This window comes from Halomonas sp. AOP25-F1-15, from assembly GCF_052378675.1.
Classification (GTDB): Bacteria; Pseudomonadota; Gammaproteobacteria; order Pseudomonadales; family Halomonadaceae; genus Vreelandella; species Vreelandella casei.
Map to the genome: position 1 here is coordinate 53,134 of NZ_JBQSXV010000003.1, position 20,378 is coordinate 73,511.

The 20,378-nt window shown below is 52.2% G+C and carries 17 protein-coding genes; 9 read left to right on the forward strand and 8 right to left on the reverse strand.

The features are described from left to right. Positions 1-66 precede the first annotated feature (66 nt). The 3 genes from ACT3TF_RS06205 to hglS are packed head-to-tail and all read left to right on the forward strand — an operon-like array spanning position 67 to position 2,929. Positions 67-1,320, forward strand: coding sequence for a 2-aminoadipate transaminase (locus ACT3TF_RS06205; protein WP_444671795.1), 1,254 nt, complete (start codon positions 67-69; stop codon positions 1,318-1,320). Then, a complete protein-coding gene (locus ACT3TF_RS06210) occupies positions 1,317-1,550 on the forward strand; it encodes a hypothetical protein (RefSeq protein WP_444671796.1) in 234 nt (77 codons plus the stop codon). Before ACT3TF_RS06205 ends, ACT3TF_RS06210 begins: the two co-directional genes overlap by 4 nt. 23 nt (positions 1,551-1,573) lie before the next feature. Then, the gene (gene hglS, locus ACT3TF_RS06215; RefSeq protein WP_444671797.1) at positions 1,574-2,929 is read left to right on the forward strand and encodes a 2-oxoadipate dioxygenase/decarboxylase HglS; all 1,356 of its coding nucleotides are present in this window, start codon (positions 1,574-1,576) and stop codon (positions 2,927-2,929) included. 182 nt (positions 2,930-3,111) lie between these two features. Here hglS and ACT3TF_RS06220 read toward each other — a convergent pair whose 3' ends face one another. Continuing rightward, positions 3,112-3,882 (reverse strand): IclR family transcriptional regulator, encoded by a 771-nt coding sequence (locus ACT3TF_RS06220; RefSeq protein WP_444671798.1) that lies wholly within the window; start codon positions 3,880-3,882, stop codon positions 3,112-3,114. A 151-nt stretch (positions 3,883-4,033) separates the two neighbouring features. Between ACT3TF_RS06220 and ACT3TF_RS06225 the strand changes: the two genes are divergently transcribed. The 5 genes from ACT3TF_RS06225 (at position 4,034) to ACT3TF_RS06245 (ending at position 9,383) form a co-directional block, all read left to right on the forward strand. Beyond that, entirely contained in the window at positions 4,034-4,786 is a 753-nt protein-coding gene (locus ACT3TF_RS06225) for an enoyl-CoA hydratase/isomerase family protein (protein WP_444671799.1), read from the forward strand. Positions 4,787-4,863: 77 nt separating this feature from the next. Beyond that, positions 4,864-6,396, forward strand: coding sequence for a class I adenylate-forming enzyme family protein (locus ACT3TF_RS06230; protein WP_444671800.1), 1,533 nt, complete (start codon positions 4,864-4,866; stop codon positions 6,394-6,396). An 88-nt stretch (positions 6,397-6,484) separates the two neighbouring features. Beyond that, a complete protein-coding gene (locus ACT3TF_RS06235) occupies positions 6,485-7,465 on the forward strand; it encodes a TRAP transporter substrate-binding protein (protein ID WP_444671801.1) in 981 nt (326 codons plus the stop codon). A gap of 71 nt (positions 7,466-7,536) precedes the next feature. Continuing rightward, positions 7,537-8,076, forward strand: a complete 540-nt coding sequence (locus tag ACT3TF_RS06240) for a TRAP transporter small permease (RefSeq protein ID WP_444671802.1) — start codon at positions 7,537-7,539, stop codon at positions 8,074-8,076. Continuing rightward, positions 8,076-9,383 carry a TRAP transporter large permease gene (locus ACT3TF_RS06245; RefSeq protein WP_444672018.1) on the forward strand — a complete coding sequence of 436 codons (1,308 nt, stop codon included), beginning with the start codon at positions 8,076-8,078 and terminating at the stop codon, positions 9,381-9,383. The genes ACT3TF_RS06240 and ACT3TF_RS06245 overlap by 1 nt, the downstream gene beginning before the upstream one ends. A 470-nt stretch (positions 9,384-9,853) precedes the next feature. Here ACT3TF_RS06245 and amaA read toward each other — a convergent pair whose 3' ends face one another. The 3 genes from amaA to amaB all read right to left on the reverse strand — a co-directional run bounded on the left by amaA (position 9,854) and on the right by amaB (position 13,292). Further along, positions 9,854-11,146, reverse strand: coding sequence for an L-pipecolate oxidase (amaA, locus tag ACT3TF_RS06250; RefSeq protein ID WP_444671803.1), 1,293 nt, complete (start codon positions 11,144-11,146; stop codon positions 9,854-9,856). Between the two features lie 128 nt (positions 11,147-11,274). Further along, positions 11,275-11,730: a hypothetical protein gene (locus ACT3TF_RS06255; RefSeq protein ID WP_444671804.1), complete on the reverse strand. Its 456-nt coding sequence runs from the start codon at positions 11,728-11,730 to the stop codon at positions 11,275-11,277. Between the two features lie 68 nt (positions 11,731-11,798). Next, on the reverse strand, positions 11,799-13,292 hold the full coding sequence (gene amaB / locus ACT3TF_RS06260) for an L-piperidine-6-carboxylate dehydrogenase (RefSeq protein ID WP_444671805.1): 1,494 nt from the start codon (positions 13,290-13,292) through the stop codon (positions 11,799-11,801). Between the two features lie 124 nt (positions 13,293-13,416). Here amaB and gcvA point away from each other — a divergent pair, with 124 nt between their 5' ends. Next, entirely contained in the window at positions 13,417-14,304 is an 888-nt protein-coding gene (gene gcvA / locus ACT3TF_RS06265) for a transcriptional regulator GcvA (RefSeq protein WP_444671806.1), read from the forward strand. On the opposite strand, the gene ACT3TF_RS06270 is transcribed toward gcvA, so the two are convergent. From ACT3TF_RS06270 to ACT3TF_RS06285, 4 genes are all read right to left on the reverse strand, one after another. Continuing rightward, on the reverse strand, positions 14,273-15,190 hold the full coding sequence (locus tag ACT3TF_RS06270; protein ID WP_444671807.1) for a LysR substrate-binding domain-containing protein: 918 nt from the start codon (positions 15,188-15,190) through the stop codon (positions 14,273-14,275). The genes gcvA and ACT3TF_RS06270 overlap by 32 nt on opposite strands. Positions 15,191-15,264: 74 nt before the next feature. Continuing rightward, complete coding sequence (locus tag ACT3TF_RS06275; protein WP_444625058.1) at positions 15,265-17,121, reverse strand: TRAP transporter permease; 1,857 nt, start codon at positions 17,119-17,121, stop codon at positions 15,265-15,267. 158 nt (positions 17,122-17,279) lie between these two features. Further along, entirely contained in the window at positions 17,280-18,275 is a 996-nt protein-coding gene (locus tag ACT3TF_RS06280; protein WP_441686705.1) for a TAXI family TRAP transporter solute-binding subunit, read from the reverse strand. A 398-nt stretch (positions 18,276-18,673) separates the two neighbouring features. Then, entirely contained in the window at positions 18,674-20,230 is a 1,557-nt protein-coding gene (locus ACT3TF_RS06285; protein ID WP_444671808.1) for a BCCT family transporter, read from the reverse strand. Positions 20,231-20,378 lie beyond the last annotated feature (148 nt).

Here is a 20,378-nt window from a genome sequence, read left to right on the forward strand (position 1 = left end):
GATCTACCGTTTGAATTTGCTTTGATAAGGGCATTAACCCTTGAATGACAGAGAGAAGCAACGGCGATGGATCTTCCCCATGTAAGTGCCGCGTTGGGCGTGTTACATCCTATTTGTATTGCTCGCGGACTTAATGCTGAGGTTTGGGATGAGTCCGGTATGCGCTATATCGATTTTATCGGTGGCATTGGCGTGCTTAACCTTGGTCATAGCCATCCGGCCGTGGTTGATGCCGTTAAGCATCAAGTAGAAACGTTAATGCACTCTGCATTTAATGCCGTGCCTCATCGTGGCTATTTAGCGGTAGCGGAAGCCTTAAATCAGTTTGTCCCGGTTTCGTACCCACTTTCCTGCATGCTAACCAATAGCGGTGCAGAAGCTACTGAAAACGCATTAAAAGTTGCCCGAGGCGTTACCGGTCGACAGGCGGTTATTGCCTTTGATGACGCTTTCCATGGCCGTACGCTGGCTGCTTTGAACCTGAACGGTAAGGTTAAACCTTATAAATCAGGACTTGGCGCCTTGCCTGGCCCTGTCTATCACCTGCCGTTTCCGAGTCGCGATAGCGGTGTAACTGCCGAGCAGTCGCTGGCCGCGCTGGAGCGCATATTCGAGGTTGAAATACCTGCCGATGAAGTGGCCTGCATCATTGTTGAGCCGATTCAAGGCGAGGGCGGTTTCCGTTTGCTCTGCCCGCAGTTTGCTCAAGCCATGCGCGATATTTGTAATCAGCACAACATCTTATTGATTTTCGATGAAATTCAGTCTGGTTTTGGGCGTAGCGGTAAACGCTTTGGTTTCACGCATGTGGGCGTTGAGCCGGATCTTATCTTAATAGGTAAAAGCATCGCCTCTGGGCTGCCGCTGGCCGCTGTCGTAGGGCGGGCCGAATTGATGGATGCCTTACCCAAAGGCGCTTTGGGAGGAACATACTCCGGTAACGCTGTGGCATGTGCAGCGGCACTGGCCGTGATGGACGTTATGCAAGAAGCGACTTTGGCCGAGTGGGGTGCACGTCAAGAAACGCTGATGGTTGAGGCCTACCAAGCATGGCAATCAAGCGAGCGCTTTCCTATGCTGGGCGCCATGACCGGTGTTGGTTCCATGCGTGGCATCGTCTTTAACGATACGCCAAATGCCAGCGGAGCTGAGCATCTGGCGGCGCTGTTAGCAGCAGGACGCAAGGCCGGTATTCTGCTGATGCCGAGCGGGCGAAAACGCAATATTCTGCGCTTATTGCCGCCCCTCACCACGGAGCCGGAAATCTTAAAAGAAGGCCTAGATCTTATTGAGCAAGCGCTGGAAACGCTAAGTGCATGATTGCAGCAGAAGCCGGTGAACGTATTAGTGCGTTACACGCGCGCTTTTTACAAGCCCTCAGAATACGCGGCTTCGACGGCGAAATTGCCCCTGACGATGCCAGCCGCACTGTGCTGGCCACCGGGTACTTCTGTCGTAGCCAGGTAAAACGGTTTTCAGATCATATATTGCAGCACCCCCTTCAAGCGCTGTTGGCGCAACTGAAGGCGAGCACTCCCTTTTCACCGTAACAATACACATAGAGAGCCGTGAAATGACCCATACCCCTTTTTTAGCCACCAATGACGTGCGCGACCGTTTCTCCACGGCTATGTCGGCGATGTATCAAACGGAAGTGCCCCAGTACGGCACGCTGTTGGAACTGGTGGAGCAGGTTAACCAAGAGACGCTGAGCCAGCAGCCTGAGCTGCGCCGCCGCTTGGAAGCCCAAGGAGAGCTGGCGCGACTGAGCGTAGAGCGCCACGGGGCAATTCGCGTAGGTTCCGCCGATGAGTTATCCATGCTGCGCCGCCTGTTTGCGGTGATGGGCATGCACCCGGTCGGCTATTACGATTTGTCCGCAGCGGGCGTGCCGGTGCACTCGACGGCTTTTCGCCCTATCGAAGATGAGGCGCTGGCGTGTAATCCTTTCCGCGTGTTTACTTCACTGCTGCGCCTAGAGCTTATTGAAAGCGAGGCGCTGCGCCAGCGTGCTGAAGAGATTCTGGCTAAGCGGGATATTTTCACACCTAAAGCGCGCGATTTGATCCAGCGCTTTGAGACGCAAGGCGGATTAACCAGCGACGAGGCCGATCAGTTTGTTAACGAAGCCCTAGAAACGTTCCGCTGGCACCAGGATGCCACGGTAGACCTAGACACCTATCAGGCGCTGAGCGCTGAACACCGCCTGATTGCCGATGTAGTGTGTTTTCGTGGCCCGCACATCAACCATTTAACGCCGCGTACCCTGGATATTGACGAAGCTCAGCGCCGTATGCCGAGCGTCGGCATGAATCCCAAGGCCGTGATCGAAGGCCCGCCGCGTCGTGAAAGCCCCATCTTGCTGCGCCAAACGAGTTTTAAAGCATTAGAAGAATCTATTCGCTTTGCCGGGGATGCTCAGGGTACGCATACCGCGCGATTTGGCGAGATCGAGCAGCGAGGCATGGCGCTCACACCTAAAGGCCGGGCGCTTTACGATCAGCTGTTAAATGAAGGCCGTAAGCAGACGGCAGGGTTAGATAACGATGCCCACCAAGCGGTGATGGATAAAGTATTTACAGCGCTGCCTGACAGCGATGAAGCGATGCGCCGCGAAGGACTCGCCTACTTCCACTATCATCTCACCGATGCTGGAAAAGTCGCTACAGGCAATACCAGTAGCGATATGGATGCCCTGATAGCACAGGGTTTGGTTGAGGCGCAGCCCATTACCTATGAAGACTTTTTACCGGTCAGCGCGGCGGGTATTTTCCAATCTAATTTGGGCGGCAACGCCAGCGATGCCTATGCTGGCAACGCCAATCGAGAGGCGTTTGAAGAAGCATTAGGGGCGCCGGTGACGGACGAACTGGCGCTTTATGCCGAGCGGGAAAACACTTCTAAAGCGAAGGTGTTGGCAAGTTTATAAGATGACGTGCTCGTTTCAATCCTGAAAGCTGGTGGCACAGATATGTGCTACCAGCGATTTTAATCCATAAAGATTAGAAAGTGGGCCCAGATTGATTTTTGGCGCACATAAAATAATCAGGCAATAACATATTATCGATAGTGTCTGATAGAGCATCTAATCATCTGAATTATAAGTTAATGTTACAGTCTGGATATCTGCCTTGCTGTTGCTATTAATAAATCCGATAAATTCTGTTCCAGCTCGTCAGGCATGCTCCGTGCTCGAGACATTGAGATACTGACAGCTGCACGTGGTTGGTTATGTCGATCTAATATAGGCACTGAAATTGATATATCGGATAGAAAATATTCCTCTACTGATATTGCATATCCTTGGCGCCGAAATCTTTCCAAGCGCTCCATTATCGCAGGCAGTTCGTAGATGGTATTCGGCGTATAAGCCTTTCGCTGAGTTTGCTCCAATAGAGTAAGGGCATCTTTTTCATCTAACTGCGATAGCATTGCCAGCCCTGGTGCCGTGCAAAAAGCCGGAAGACGCGATCCGATCGTGATATCGGTATCGAGCATGTTACGGCTCAGCAGGCGAGATAGATACACCACATCCTGTCCATCCAAAATCGTTAGACTGACTGAGCCTTCTGTTTCTTTACTCAGGTTCAGCAAGTAGGGACGAACCTTATCAACCAGTGGATGCGCATGCAGGTAATGCGCGGCGATATCCAGTGTGCGCACGCTCGGTTCGATCAGCTGTGTTTCCTCGTTGCGCTGCAAGTAGCCAAGCTGCATCAAAGTGTGCACAAAGCGCTGAGCTGCGCTTCTGTCCATGTTACAGCGTTCTGCGAGGTTCTTGATGCTCATTGCTGGATGCTCTGCATCGAAAACCTCGAGAATCCGAAACGCTTTAACCACGCTCTTGACCATTAAATGGTCCACCTTTTTCTTTTCGTTCAATTTTTCACCTTTTAATTGACTGGTATCTGCGGAATAAAATCATTCTTGTATATTTGTTAGCTTTACAATGAGCACATTTCGACTATATTGATTGTATGTTGATCACTTTGATCGCATTACAATCAATCAAAGCGCAAATAGAGAGATAATCATGTCTGAACATATCCTCACCAGCAAGCAAGGTCGCGTAGGTGTCATCACTTTGAATCGTCCAAAAGTTCTTAACGCTTGGCATAGTGAAATGCGTCAACAACTTATCGCCGCACTTGAGGAGTTAACAAAAGATGATTCGCTCGGCGCTATCGTGTTGATTGGGGCGGGCGAGCGAGCCTTCAGTGCCGGTCAAGACCTCAACGAGACCCGTTCCTTCGACGCCGAACGGGCTAAAAGCTGGGTTGGCGAGTGGGAGATGCTCTACGACAAGCTGCGTAGCAGCCCTAAGCCTATCATTGCTGCCCTCAACGGAGTTGCGGCTGGTTCGGCCTTTCAAGTAGCCCTACTGTGCGACTTCCGCATCGCCCATGTCGGCGTCCGTATGGGGCAACCTGAAATTAATTCGGGAATCGCTAGCACCACCGGCCCCTGGATCATGCGCGAACACCTGGGGCTAGCTCGAACCATCGACCTGACCCTAAGCGGTCGTTTGATGAATGCCGAGGAGTCTCACGCCCTTGGCTTGATCAACCGGGTGGTTGCAGCCGATCAGGTTCTGACTGAAGCGCTGGCGTTGGGTGAAGAGCTCGCCGACAAGCCCCCTGTTGCAATGCGCCTGGATCGTCAGCGTTTTCAAGAGATCACCGAGCCCGGTTTCCGCGACTGTCTCGAGGCGGGGGTTCGCATCCAGGGGGAGGCCTACGCCTCGGGAGAGCCAGCACGCATGATGGAACTCTTCCTCAAGCGTTGAGACGGTAGAAGACATAGGTTGGACAACTGTCGCTGGAGCGACGTGACGCGTGAGACGCAAAGGGCATTCGGATTGCTATGATATTCAACCTCAACGATCCCAGTTTTATTCTCGCGCTGCGCGATATCGCAACGCGTGAGCCGGAACGCTTATTCGGGCACTTCGATCAACGTCCCTTGACATTTGGAGAGCTCGATCGTCAGGCCGAGGCTCTCGCCGCCCACCTACGCCGAGAGCTGGGCATTCATCCTGGCGAGCGTGCCGCGGTTATGATGAAAAACGGACCGGAGGCCATAGCCATCCTGTTCGCCCTGGCCAAAGCAGGCATCATTTGGGTGCCGGTCAATGCCCGTCAACGCGGCAATGGCTTGAAATATATTATCGAGCATTGCGCCCCGGCGGCCCTGTTCATCGATGCTGATCTTTGGCCTATTGTTGTCGATAGCGGGGCGGCCTTTACGGGCAAGACATTGCTGCTAGGAGGCGCTAAAGACACAGTATCAAAGCACTTGGAAGGCAGAGAAAGACTGGACGCACCGGCGCCTGCCATGTGGGAACCATACGCCTTAATGTACACCTCCGGCACGACGGGAAAGCCAAAGGGAGTACGCGTTACGCATGCGATGATGGCATATGCCCTGAAGAGCGTTGAGCTGCTCTGCTCGATCAAGCCGGACGACATCTTCTTCCAGTGGGAGCCCTTCTATCACATCGGCGGCGCCCAAATGTTGTTGCTGCCGCTGGTCTTCGAGGTGCGACTCAGCCTGACCGAGCGCTTCAGCGCTAGTCGTTTCTGGGAGCAGGTTCATGCAAGCGGTGCGACTCATATTCATTATCTGGGTGGAGTTCTGCAGATCCTGCTGAAGCAGCCGCCTAGTAAACTAGAGTCCACCCACAATGTACGTATCGCCTGGGGTGGGGGATGTCCAAGCGACATCTGGTCGACCCTCCAGAGTCGTTTCGGCTTCGAGATCCGTGAGTGCTACGGAATGACGGAAGCCTCAAGCCTAACCACCTTCAATGCGGTAGGAAAGCCAGGGTCAGTGGGCCATGTCGTTCCCTGGCTGGACGTCTCTATTCACGATGATAGAGGAGGTCTGCTAGCGACAGGCGAGCCGGGCCAGATCGTGGTTCGTGAAACGCAGCCAGGTGTGCTGTTCGATGGTTACTTCCACAATGCTGAGGCTACTGAGAAGACGCTAACGAAAGGCATGCTGCAAACTGGCGATCGCGGCTGGCTCGATGAGGACGGGTTTCTCTACTTTCTTGGACGTATCACCGATAGCGTGCGCTGCCGAGGTGAGAATGTCTCGGCTTGGGAGGTGGAGTCGGTCGCTCAGCAGCACCCCGATGTTGAGGAGTGCGCGATGATAGGAGTTGCTGCTGAGATTGGTGAACAGGAAATCAAGCTTTTCCTGAAACCGAAGGCTGGTTGTGACATCAAGCCTCGTGAACTTCATCTATGGCTGAACGAGCGTTTAGCCTCCTACCAGTGCCCTAGGTACCTTGCTGTCGTGGAAGAGTTCGAGCGAACTCCCAGCCACCGCATCGTCAAACATTGCCTACCCAAGACCCTACATGAAGCCTGGGATAGTCGGCGTCTTCACTAAACGTGATCCAGAGGAAAAAATGAACAATAACGACAAGAGAAAAGCCCTAACTGCCGTTCCTACAACTAGAACAAGGGAGACTAACAGCATGGTCCATATACTTCACAAGACTGCTGCTATTACGACGTTATCTCTAGCAGCCAGCGGCATTGCCTACGCCGAAGTCTGGGATTTACCTTCCCCGCAGCCGGCGGACAATTACATCACCGAGAACGTAAGCTGGTTTGCCGATCAAGTACGCGAAGTCACCAATGGGGAGTTAGATATACGCGTTCACCCGAGTGGATCGCTATTTCCTGGCGATCAGATCAAACGCGCTGTCCAGCGTGATCAGGCTCAGATGGGTGTTCACGTACTTTCCGCCCATCAGAACGAGAATATTCTTTATGGTATCGACTCAGTGCCTTTCTTGGCAAATTCCTTCGAAGAGTCCGCACAGCTCTGGGAAGTGACTAAGCCGGCACTGGACGAGTTGATGGCGGAGCAGAATCTTCAACTGCTCTACCACATTCCTTGGCCTCCTCAAGGCATCTTTTTTGACCGCGAGATCGAATCGTCCGAGGATGCAGAGGGGCTTAATTTCCGGGCTTATAATACAGCGACGGCGCGCTTTGCCGAACTGATGGGCATGACGCCAACCTTGATCGAAGAAGCCGAGCTTTCACAGGCTGCTGCTACCGGCATGGTGCAATCACTGATCTCTTCCGGCGACCCCGTCTACAACCACCAGCTATGGGATTATCTCCCTCACTTCTACGATGCCAAGGCGTGGCTCGTGCTTAGCCACGTCTTCGTCAACAAGGATCGCTGGGAAGCTCTTGACGAGGAAATGAAACAAGATGTTCTGGCCATTGCCATAGAAGCCGAGCAGCGCGGCGAAGAGCAGGCCAGAGAGCTCACCGATGAGCTCAAGAGCCGACTGGATGATAAGGGTGTTGCGATCAACCAACCCAACGCAGACCTGCAAGCGGAATTTAGCCGTATTGGTGAAGTTATGCAGGAGGAGTGGCTAGAGAAGGCGGGCCCGCAAGGCCGGCAATTGGTAGAGGAATATCGTGCCATGCAATAACGGTATGATTCACGTCCTCATTCCGAAGAATGGGGGACTTCGCTTAGCTGGTTGAACTAGGGGCTGCTCCTATGAACACCTTCTCTTCTCGTGCAGCCAGATGCCTGGAAACGCTCTATCGCGTCTTCAGCTATCTTGCCGCGCTATGCATTTTTATCATGCTGTTAGTGATTGTCGCTCAGGTGGTGCTGCGTTGGAGTGGCACGACTCTGCCTGGCGCCACAAATTACGCTGGCTACCTGATGGGTGCCAGCACATTCCTTGCTGCGGCGTATACCTTTCACGAAGGCGGTCATATCCGTGTTGGTCTCCTAGTGGAACGACTCGGACGCTTTCGCCCCATTGGCGAGCTGTGGTGCCTGTTAATCGCAAGCGGCATTGCTGGTTTTATCACGTGGCACGCTTTCGACGCGGCCTACTGGTCCTACCGGTTTGGTGACGTCTCATCAGGACAGGATGCGACGGCGCTTTGGATCCCACAGTCGCTGCTCGCAATCGGTTCTACAGCATTCACGATTTCAATTCTTGACCATTTCGTGCGTACACTGGCCACGCTGTTTCGTTCCGCGGGCGCCAACCACCAAGAAACCCATCCCATGAGGAGTCTATGATGGATTTCACCGAACTGGCCGTTGCGCTGCTGTTTATCCTTTTCCTTCTGCTGGGTTCAGGTGTCTGGGTGGCCCTATCCTTGGTTGGGGTGGCCATCCTATGCATCGCATTTTTCACTGGCCGTCCTATCGGGGCCTCAATGTACAGCACACTGTGGACATCTTCGACGAGCTGGACGCTAACGGCTCTCCCTCTATTTATCTGGATGGGCGAAATTCTGTACCGCACGCGGCTTTCCGAAAGCCTTTTTCGCGGACTGAGCCCTTGGCTTAGCTGGCTGCCGGGTGGGCTAATGCATACTAATGTCATTGGTTGTACGCTGTTTGCAGCGGTCTCCGGCTCTTCTGCTGCCACCCTGACGACGGTAGGCAAGATGTCTTTGCCGGAGCTTAAAAAGCGTGGCTATTCGGATTTCATGAGTGTGGGGACTCTGGCCGGTGCTTCTACCCTAGGCCTTATGATTCCACCCTCGCTAACTATGATCGTCTATGGCGTGATTACCAATCAATCTATACCCATACTATTTATCGCGGGCATACTCCCCGGTCTGATACTGGCCATGTTATTTATGGGGTATGTCGCTGCATGGGGAATCCTGAAAAAGCCTAATATTGACCAAGAACCAGCCATGACAATGAAGCAGCGTCTCTATGAGTCGCGTTTACTGATACCAGTTGCGTTACTGATACTTATCGTGATTGGTTCGATGTACTCCGGTCTTGCTACTGCAACCGAAGCAGCCGCTCTCGGGGTTGTCGGCGCTTTGTTACTTGCGGCAATACAACGCAGCCTGACCTTTTCCTCGCTGTTGGAAAGCCTAATTGGAGCCGCTAAAACCTCTTGCATGATTGCACTTATTTTGGCTGGGGCTTCGTTTCTAACCCTAGCAATGGGATACACGGGGTTACCTAGAGGTTTGGCTGAATGGGTGGGCACACTCGATCTAACGCCTTTTATGCTTCTGATGGCATTAATGGTTGTTTATATTGTGTTGGGATGCTTCCTGGATGGTATTTCAGCCGTAGTGCTGACCATGGCTGTAGTCACTCCCATGCTGAACGATGCAGGCATCGACTTGATTTGGTTCGGTATATTTGTGCTAGTCATGGTAGAAATGGCTCAGATTACTCCACCCGTGGGCTTTAATCTGTTTGTAATGAAAGGCCTAACAAATCATAGCCTCAGCTTTATTGCCAAAGCAGCCGCTCCAATGTTTTTAATTATGGTTTTTATGGCGCTATTGCTGATTGTCCTTCCTGAGCTTGCAACCTTTCTACCTAGCTATATGAACGAAGCCAAGATATGAAGAATTGATATGTAGTGGTAGTGATTTGGTGTGAAATGGTATTGATGCAGGCTGCCGGGGCCTGCATCAATTGGCTTGTTTTGTTAATTTTTTAATCCAATTAAGTTAGTTGTGATTTAGTCGGTATAGAGCGGAGATGTTAGAAAAAAATTATTATTAGTTTATGTGAGAGTGTCATTAAATAGCCAGTTGGAGACTGATAGTCAAAATTTTAAGAGGCGCTGGATACCCAGTCAACAGCTGAGCAATCGCTCTATGCAGGGCGCGAAAACGCTTTTAAAGCGAAGGTGTTGGCAAGTTTAAAGGGCTATTTCATCGTTTATAATCAATATGCAGCACAGGATTATGCTGCATGTTATTTGTTTTAAATAAATTTTTTTAGGCAGTAATTTAAATTATACAAACGTGCGCTTGCGATGGACTTGTAGCGCACGTTTTTATTTAAAGTCTATTGATGATTAACAGCGTTATTAGATAAGCACCCGTAGACACTGACCCGCATGATACAGTGAGAAACCACTCTCATAGGCGCAGCTCCACAGTGAGCGTGCTTTGATAGGCTTGGGCTGTGACAACGGAAGAGGCAGCAGGCTGTCATCCTCGTTTGCAATATAATGGGCAAAACCTTGACCGACCACCGTGCCGGTAGTAATGCCGCGCCCGTTATAGCCAGTGGCTGACAATATGCCTGGGGCTGGTTCGAAAATACGTAAGGTGTGATCCGGTGTGAAAGCGATCTTGCCGGTCCAGGTGTATTCCCAGCGAACGTTGCCAAGCCCAGGGAAGTAATGATTTTTTATAATATCGGCCCAGCGAGTTAAGTAAGCCAGCGGCTTGCCTTCACCTTTACCCAGACTGCCCAACAGTAAGCGCCCCGCCTTATCTCGACGAATGCTGCTAAGCACCGTCCGAGTATCCCAGGCGCCTTGCTCCTCTGGCAGTATCGCATCGGCGGCTTCACCGGTAAGGGGTTCTGATGCCAATTGATAATAATGGCCGGTAAAAAAGTGTTGTCGAACGTGATTCCAGTCGTCTTCTGTATACGCATTGGTCGCCATTACTACTTTGTTCGCGATCACGCTGCCGTTGTGAGTTAACACGCGCCAGCGGTCTTCCTGTCGTTCGATGCCTGTTACTGGGCTTTGGCAGTAGAGAATAGCCCCAAGATTTGCTGCCGCACGCGCGAGACCACGCGTATAGGTGCAGGGGTTGATAGTGCCCGCGCGCTTATCAAGCAGCGCGGTATGTATCTGAGAGGTTCCCGTCATCCGCTCGCATGCTTCGCCTTCCAATAAGGTCACCGGTGCCCCACGGTTTTGTAACTGGTCGCAGCGGCGTGCGAGCTCTTGGCAGCCTTTGGTGTTATGGCCAAGGTGCAGGGTGCCTGTACGCGTTGCATCGCATTCAATGGCATAGCGCTCAATAATGTCGAATACTTTTGATGGGGCGCCGCCCAAAATAGTATTAACGCGTTCACCTTTTTCTTCACCTAGCGCGGCCACGATGTCGTCGGGTGGAATCCAAAGCCCGGCATTAACCAGGCCAACATTGCGGCCTGAGCCACCCGTGGGGATATCTCCCGCCTCCAGCAAAATTACCTTGATGCCTTTTTCGGCCAAATGTAACGCGGTGGACAGGCCCGTAATACCGCCACCAACAACACAGACCTCGGTCTCTTCCTGGTTCGCTAACGCAGGATAGTGTACAGGGACTTCCGCGCTCGTTTGCAGCCAAAGGCAGCGCTCGGAGAGGGTCGTTTGCATCTTATAGTATCTCCTGAAAAGAAGCGCAGGCCGGCCATAGGCCGACCTTGTATGGCTATGAAGTAGGTTGGGAGGAGTCGTTGGTTTGAGGCGTATAGGGTGATTTTTCAGCCATGGCCTCGGGGGATTTACGAGGAATGAGACGGCCGGTTAGCGCCCACAGCAAGACGAATAAAGGGCGTGCCCCAAGAAGTGCCTGTGGCGAGCGATACCAGAGAACTAATGACACATGTCGCTACGAGAAAATAGGAGGGCGAAACCAACTGAAAACCGTAATACATTAGTGTGGGCACAGTGCCGGATAGGATCCATGTTCCAATTACCATGCCGACCGCTAATAGAATAAAAATAGCTGGCATTCCTAACTTGACCACCTCCAGCATGGAGGCTTCCATTTTTCCCCAGGGGACGCCCCGTATACGCGCACATAAGGCACAAATCATAATGCCGAAAGCCAATGGAATATGGGGAGTAAAGTCAGAAAAAATAAAAAACTGCACAATAAGAATGGCGGTAGTAGCCAGAAGTGGTAATAGCGCCATCGCGAGGCCCGGCGTCGGGCCGATTTGGACATCGTCACGCATAAATCACCTTCTTTTTTTTATGATTTTAGCAAGGGCCCTGCAGGTAAGGGCCCTGATACGAGGAAGGGTTAGTCGAACTTAATGCCTTGGGCCAATGGGAGTTCACGAGAATAGTTCACGGTGTTAGTTTGGCGACGCATATAGCTCTTCCAAACGTCGGAGCCGGACTCGCGACCACCACCGGTTTCCTTCTCGCCGCCAAACGCACCGCCAATCTCAGCACCGCTAGGGCCGATGTTGACGTTAGCGATGCCGCAGTCACTGCCTGTCGCTGATACAAAGGTTTCAGCTTCGCGTAAATCGGTAGTAAAAATGCACGATGATAAGCCTTGAGGGACATCGTTATTCGTGGCAATAGCCTCATTCAGATCTTTGTAGGTGAGCACATAGAGAATGGGGGCAAAGGTCTCATGCTTTACCAGCGAGTTTTGCTCGGTCATCTCAACGATCGCTGGGGTAACGTAGTAGCCCCCATCGTTACTTGGGATGTTGACGCGATCGCCACCAAACACCTCAGCCCCATGCTCTCGTGCTTTGGCCAGCACACTCTGCATGGCATCAAAGGCTTGATGATCAATCAGCGGCCCGACCAGATTGCCTTCCAGCGGATTTCCAATAGTCACTGCGCTATAGGATTTCTTCAAGCGGGACAGCACTTCATCCTTAATGGATTCGTGCACAACCAGGCGGCGCAGAGTGGTACAGCGCTGGCCAGCAGTGCCCACTGCCGAGAATAGAATCGCGCGAGTCGCCATATCTAGGTCTGCGCTTGGCGCGAGTATCATCGCGTTATTACCGCCCAGCTCAAGAATGCTACGACCAAAACGCGCAGCCACTTTGGGGCCCACTTCCCGGCCCATGCGTGTGCTGCCAGTGGCGCTAATAAGAGCAACACGTGAATCATTAACCAACTGCTCGCCCATCGCGCGCTCGCCAATAATCACTTGGCTTAAATGCTCGGGGGCCTCATCGCCAAACTGCTCAATGGCACGATCCAGCAGTGCTTGGCAGGCCAAGGCGGTTAACGGAGTTTTTTCTGACGGTTTCCACAGCAGGCTGTTACCGCATACCAGAGCGAGGGCCGCATTCCATGCCCAAGGAGCTACCGGGAAGTTGAAGGCTGTAATCAGCCCAATAGGACCTAGAGGATGCCAGCTTTCGCGCATGTGGTGGCCTGGACGCTCGGAAGCGATAGTCAGACCGAACAGCTGACGTGACTGACCAACGGCCAGATCGCAAATATCGATCATTTCCTGCACTTCGCCAAGCCCTTCTTGCAATATCTTGCCGCACTCCCAAGTCACTAATTCACCCAGTGTCTCTTTGTGCTGGCGTAGTTGGTCGCCAAATAAACGAACTAATTCGCCGCGACGTGGAGCAGGGATGCTTTTCCAAGTAAGAAAGGCTTTTTCCGCGTTGGCAATTGCTGTGTCTACCTCGCTTTGTGAAGCGACCTTAAGGCGTCCGATTTCACTGCTATCTATCGGCGTAGTTACTACAAGATCACCGCCTTGATACAGGTCACTTGCTACGCCCATTTTTTCCATTAGAGAATGAATCATTCTTCCACCTCGTATTATGTTTTGAATTGTCTTGATGTGGAGTCAGTATTGCTAGGCATTGGGTAAACGTTCAAACGATGATTGAGACAAACATCATTCTTTTTTTTCATCAAGTGGGGTTAATATGCGTCGCAACCATCTACCATCCTTAACGGCTTTGCATTGTTTTGAGGCAGCCGCAAGGCATCTGAGTTTTACCCGTGCAGCGGATGAGCTGAGCCTAACGCAAAGTGCCGTGAGTAAGCAGGTCGCTCAGCTTGAAACGACCTTGTTACACCCCTTATTTCGTCGGGTAAGAAAGCGTCTGCATTTAACGCCGGAAGGGGCTGTATATTTAGGTGAAGCGCGCAAAATTCTTGCGCAGGTGGAGATGTCAACACGCTACATGCAGTCTTACGGCGTGGAGTCAGATGTACTCAATGTGGCAACCCTGCCAACTTTTGGTGCGCGCTGGCTGATTCCTCGTTTGAATGGGTTTCGCCATAAACACCCCTCTATCAATCTGAATATTTCGAACCGAGCAGAGCCGTTTGATATGCAAAAAGAGCGTATTGAGATAGCGTTCTTTTTTGGTCACGGAGTATGGCCGAGAGCAGAGTGCCTTAAACTATTGGATGAGAAGTTGGTGCCGGTTTGTGCCCCTTCGATGCTTAAACAGCAAAGGATGGATACCCCCCTAGCATTGGCTGATTTAGTGTTATTACAGGTATCCACCCGGCCCGAGGCATGGCACGAATGGTTTGACGCGCAATCGCTATATACCGAGCACAGTTATCACGGGCCGCGGTTTGATACGTTTTATATGGCGCTGTGTGCTGCCCGCGCTGGCTGCGGCGTGGCGCTAGTGCCACAATTCTTAGCCCAGGAAGAGATTGATGAAGGAAAGTTGGTGATCCCTTGGCCGTTCTTGCTAAAGAGCAAAGATGCCTACTATATGGCGTATCCAGAACATATGGTCGAGCTTTATAAGGTGCGTGTGTTTATCGAGTGGATTCGCAAGCGCCTGGATTAACGCTGGTATTTGCTGTTATATACTCGACAAAACGGCGAACTTTAGCCAGCTCGCCTAAGTGCTCGGGATAGACCAAATAATACGCGCTTTCGCTATGCAAACGATGCGGCCAGGCCAGCATAAGCCGGTTGGCGGCCAGCTCTTCATCAACGACAAAGTGTGGAACCAACGCGACACCGCCGCCGGCCATGGCGGTACGCACCAGCATCGGGAAAGTTTCAAAGCGGGTGCCGTGATAGCTGCGGTCAGTCGCAATCTCCTGACCGGCAAACCAGTGGTGCCAGGCATCAGGGCGAGTGGAAAGGTGCAGTAGCGGCAGTTGAGCTAAGTCGTTGGCAGCCTCAACGGGATGCTGCGCCAGAAGAGTAGGCGCGGCAACGGCGACCATCTCTTCATCTACCAGTTTATGGCAGGCAAGATTAGGCCAGCTGCCGTGACCGTAAAACAGCGCGATATCGATATCTTGCTGCTCTAAATCAAAGTCCTCCACGCGGTCATGAAACTCCAAACTAATACCCGGGTTCGCGGCTAAAAAGGCCGGCAGCTTATCGGCTAGCCAGCGGCTGCCAAAGCTTGGCAGCGTGGCGACTTTGAGTACCTCACTATTGCCACTGTAGGTCATGATGGTATGGGTCGACATCTCAAGCTGTGCAAGCACTTTGCGTACGTCGCTCAGAAAGATAGCGCCTTCTGGCGTGAGCAGAAGGCTGCGTCTAACCCGACGAAACAGCTTATGTTGCAAGATCGACTCAAGATGCGCGACCTGCTTGCTTACCGCACTTTGCGTCAGGCTCAGCTCATCGGCTGCCCGGGTAAAACTCATATGACGCGCCGCAGCCTCAAAACACTGCATGGCGGCGGTTGAAGGAAGATTACGTGATGCCAAGCGAGGAGCTCCTGAAAACCTATGAATCGCCCCGGTGCCTGAGCACCGGAGTGATGTAATAGGTTGATCATAGCTCATGAGGCGTGCGGCTTCGCGTCCTGAAAAGCATCCGGGCGGCGCGACTGCCACCAGCCAACTGCCGCCATGGCTATCAAGCCCAGCCCGCTGGTCAGTAGCTCAGGAACAACCATAGCAAGTCCTGCTGCCAAGATTACCAAGCGCTCCCAGAAGTGAGAGTCACGCACAAAGTAGCCGAGCAATGCGCTGCTCACGCCCATAATCCCCAGCAGCGAGAACCCCAGCGCGGTGATTAATCCCAGAGGAGTGGGGTCGACCATTACCAGCATCGGATTGTAAATAAACGCATAAGGAATAATGAAGGCGCCAATGGCCAGCTTAACCGCGGTAAAGCCGGTTTTCATCGGATTCGCCTGGGCGATACCGGCACCGGCAAAGGCGGCTAGGCAAACGGGCGGCGTAATATCGGCAATAATGCCGAAATAGAATACAAACAGATGAACGGCCATCGGCGGCAGACCGAATTCATTGATCAGCGCTGGTGCGGCAATCGTCGCTGTTACCACATAGTTGGCGGTTGTTGGCAATCCCATGCCCAGCACAATGCAGGCAATCATTGTGAACAGTAGTGCCAGTATTAACACGCCATCAGCCAGGCTAATGATACCGGAAGCAAATTTCGAGCCCATACCGGTCATGCCGACAACGCCCGCAATAATGCCCGCACAGGCCACTGCCGCAATGACGGGCAAGGCTACCCGAGCACCTTGCTCAAAAATATTGAGTATGTCTTTGAGCGATGGGCGAGTCTCTTTACGCACCAAACTTACGGCAAAGGCACAGGCGATCCCCAAAAGGGCGGCACGCTGAGCCGTGAATCCGACGCTGATCGTAGCAATGATGACCAGCAGCGGCAGCAGCATGTAGCCTTTTTCCAGCAGCAGTTTACGTTTGCTAGGCAGTTGGTCTTTAGGAAGGCCCAGAATACGATGGCGCTTAGCTTCAAAATGGACGCCAATAAAAATACTGGCGAAATAAAGAATCGCAGGGATAAGCGCGGCGAACATGATCTCGCGATAAGAGACGCCCACGTATTCCACCATGATAAACGCGGCCGCCCCCATCAGTGGTGGCATAATCTGCCCGCCCGTAGATGCGGAAGCTTCAATGGCACCAGCCACTTCAGGCTTGAAGCGCGCATTTTTCATCATAGGAATGGTGAACGAGCCAGAGGCCACGGTATTACCGATAGAACTGCCTGAAATCATACCCTGTAAAGAGCTTGCCATAACCGCCGCCTTGCCCGCACCGCCGGTAAAGCGGCCCGTAACGGCAAAGGCTAAATCATTAAAGAAACGGCCAACGCCGGTGTGCATAAGCACAACGCCGAAGAACAAAAACAGGAAGATAAAGCGCGCCGATATTTGCAAGGGCGTACCAAACACGCCACTTTCTCTAAACCATAAATAGGGTGAGACTTGCTCAAGCGAAAAGCCTGGATGAGACAGCAAGGGGCTGGGAATTAGATTCCCAAACAGCGCATAAGCAATGGCTAAGGCTGCCATGATCACGATGGGCATACCCACTGTACGGCGAGTGGCTTCTAGAACAAACAGCACCCCGAGTACGGCAATAATGAGATCAAACGTAGAGTAGCCGGTAATACGGGCACGCAGCACTTCTTCATAAAAGATAATTTTATAATAGGCAGCGAACGTTGCCGTGAAGGCCAACACAATATCGTACCAAGGAACGCCCTGGCGAGGGCCAGCACCGCGGGTAGCCGGAAAGATAATAAATATCATCCCTAGCGCCATGCCCAAGTGAACGGCACCCTGCTGCTGTGAGGGTAGCGTACCGAAGTAAGCGGTGTAGAGATGGAAGCAGGTAAGTGACACGCCCATTAACGTGATGAGCCATGCCCATTTGCCTAATTGTAACGGCGAGCGAACCTGATATTCGCGGTCATATTTCTCTAAGAGAGATGCTTCATCAGATGTTTTTTTTTATCCACGGTTAAGCCTCATGCGGATGACGCCGCTGGTTTACCCAGCGGCGATATAAGGAGTTGTTAATCAGCCAGATCGCTTAGGCTTTCAATCTTGGAGCGTTCGCGAGTAACAATTTGGATAATTTCTGGGTAAATGTGGCCGATAAAGGCAACGTTGCCGATGGGGCCACCTTCGAACTCACCGCGGCCTTCAACAGCTTCTTGGGCGGGCGCGTGAACGGTCATGCCCAAATCCATCGTATTGTCGCGGATGCTTACCAGGTTCTCGATAGAGGCGCCGGTTTCAATGTTGGTGAAATTTTGACCGTCTAGGTAGCGATTCCAGATAGTCGCCATTTCGCCACCCAGCGGATAGTAAGTGCCGCCCTGGCTACCGGTGCCCAGAATGAACTCACCTTTAGGCTCGATATCACCCAGTTCAGCGACAGGGTTATCGACAGTCAATCCCTGTTCTTCGTAATAGCGTTTGGCACCAGGATGAATAGGCAGACCTTCAGAGCCATTCAGGGCATTTTCCAACGTTATAAACGCTGATTGAGCGTGAGTGTTCTCTTCAGCATGCTCGTGCATCAAGCGCGCTAGCTGATAGCCCAGCTCCTCGTCGATGGTCTGAGTGTTACCCACCAAAATGGCATAGGCCGTGATAGTTTCAACGTCAGCATCCTGGAAGTCGTAACTTTTGGCCGGAATTGTAAACCGCTTATAGGCGCTATTCGCTTCGATGTAATCAATTGCATCGTCGCTTAGGCTCATCAAGCGGACATCGCCACTAGATGCCTGCAGGTTTTCAATGCTGCCTGAAGGCAAGCCCAGAATGCCGATCGAAATATCAATATTGCCATCTTGTACACCGTCGAGCGCGGCGCCAAAGCCTTCCTGATATGTCTTGTATTTGTCGCTGCCAATGCCGTAAGCATCAAAAAGCAGCTGAGAAACGCTTTGCGTTGTGCTGGCAGGAGGCCCAACCGCAATATTAGGCTTGCTTTCGCTACTACATCCCGCGAGGAAAATGCTGGCACTTAAGCCACAGAAGACCTTGGACAGGGAAAGCTTCATGTTAACTCCTGCTAGTAAGATTATTTGTAATGGTTCAGTGCCGCTCATTGCGGTGCCGAGCCTTCGGTGCATTGACCAAAGGCGGCTAAACGAAAGCGCGAGCGGAGAATTGACTGGCTATTGTTCACGTACGAAGGGCGGCAGACAAAAGAAATTAAGTTGCGTATGCATTCCGAATTCTCATGATTCTATTGGACGCTGTTTTATAATCGCTTCAGAAACTGATCATATACGCTAGCTTTGATGGCTAAAGTTCTTATTAATCAGATAGTTATTTTTTTTGAGGTGGTAGGGCTACCCAAGGTTCTTATTACGATAGTGTATTCGGTGAGGGAATGCATAGCCTCTAATGAGGCTATGCCAAACGTCACTGCCGTGATTAATAGCAGCGGGTTTGATTAACGGTCAATAATCCCTTGCTCACGCGCCATGGCATAGGCCGCTTTAGGGCCATCCCATAACGAAGGCAGCAGGATGAATGAGACCGGAATGGCAGTGACCACAATAAACTGCTGAAGCGCAGCGATCTGCCCTGATCCCATATGTAAAAGCACGCCCGCCATGATCGCCATGGCGATCCCCCAGAAGGCACGCATGACTGCGCTTGGGTCATCGTGGCCTGCACCCACGACGGCAATGGCGTAGCTCATTGAGTCGCCGGTGGTGGCCACAAAGATGGTTGTAAGCAGCAAAATGGCCATGGTCATAATGGAGCCGCCCGGTAGCGACTGGGCAACGGCTAAGGTGGCCACATCAAACTGGAAGTTGCTTAGCGGCTCGGTTAAATCAAACACGCCGGTCATCTGGTAGTAGATACCTGTACCACCCAGCAGGGTGAACCACACCGTGGTGGCGATAGGCGCCAGTATCGCCACAGCAATAATCATCTCGCGGATGCTGCGACCGCGGGAAATACGCGCCACAAAAATAGCCACTAGCGGGCCAAAGCCGATAAACCAGGCAAAGAAAAATACCGTCCACCACTGCATCCACCAAGCGGGAGCAGTTTCAGCGGTCATCGTTGCCATCGGGAAAAAATCACTGATGTAAGTGCCCATTCCTGCAACGTAGCTGTTAAAAAGAAACAGCGTGGGGCCAAACACGAAAATCACCGCACCAACCGCCAGGGCTAGAAAGACGTTGAAGCGGCTGAGTATCTGCATGCCCTTATGCACACCACTGACGGCCGACAGCACATACATCGTGCCCAGGACGGCGAGAATAATCAGCTTGCTGGTGTAGTTATCGGGAATATCAAACACTTCATGTAGCCCAAAGCTTACTTGGGTCGCCAGAAAGCCAATCGGCCCGACCGTACCGGCCACAACGGCAATCACACAGCAGGCATCAATGATGCCGCCCAGCGGGCCGCGCAAAAGCCGTTCACCCAACAGAGGATAAAGCAGCGTGCGTGGCTGCAGCGGCTGGCCTTTTACATAGTGGGCATGCGCCAGCACGATAGCGGACAACGAGCCAAGTACCGCCCAGCCAATAAACCCCCAGTGCGTGAAGGCCTGCGCCAGAGCACCTGCAACGGCGTCGGGCGTGCCTGGCTCAGTGTCAAACGCGGGTGGCGTGACCAAAAAGTGAGAAATCGGCTCACCGGCAGCAAAAAACACTCCACCACCTGCCAAAAGCGTGCACAGAATGATCGATAGCCACTTGAATGTGCTCATTTCTGGTGCATCCAAATTGCCAATTTTGGCTTTTGCCGCCGGGGTGACGGCAATCCCCATGGCAATAAAGAACGTGAGCAGCAGTAGTAGTTGGAAGTAGCTTCCAAAGACCAACGCCGTCCAACTGAAGCTGGTGCTGATGGCACCCGCCACTAAGTTAATGTCGTAAAAGGATAGGCCTAGGAAAGCGACAATAAATCCAATACTTAGTGTGAGTACGGTCGGATCGCCAAGCGAGTGTCGCGTATGGCTTTCAGCACTTGGAGTCGGTTGGTTCATCAATAAGAACACCTTGGGTGGAACATGAAGAAACAGCGCAAATGCGGAAAGCGCAGCAAAAAAAAAGCGCCATTCAATGAATGGCGCGAGGACAGGAAACTGGAGACAGTATATCTCTAATATAGACCAACGTCTAACTCGTTTTATT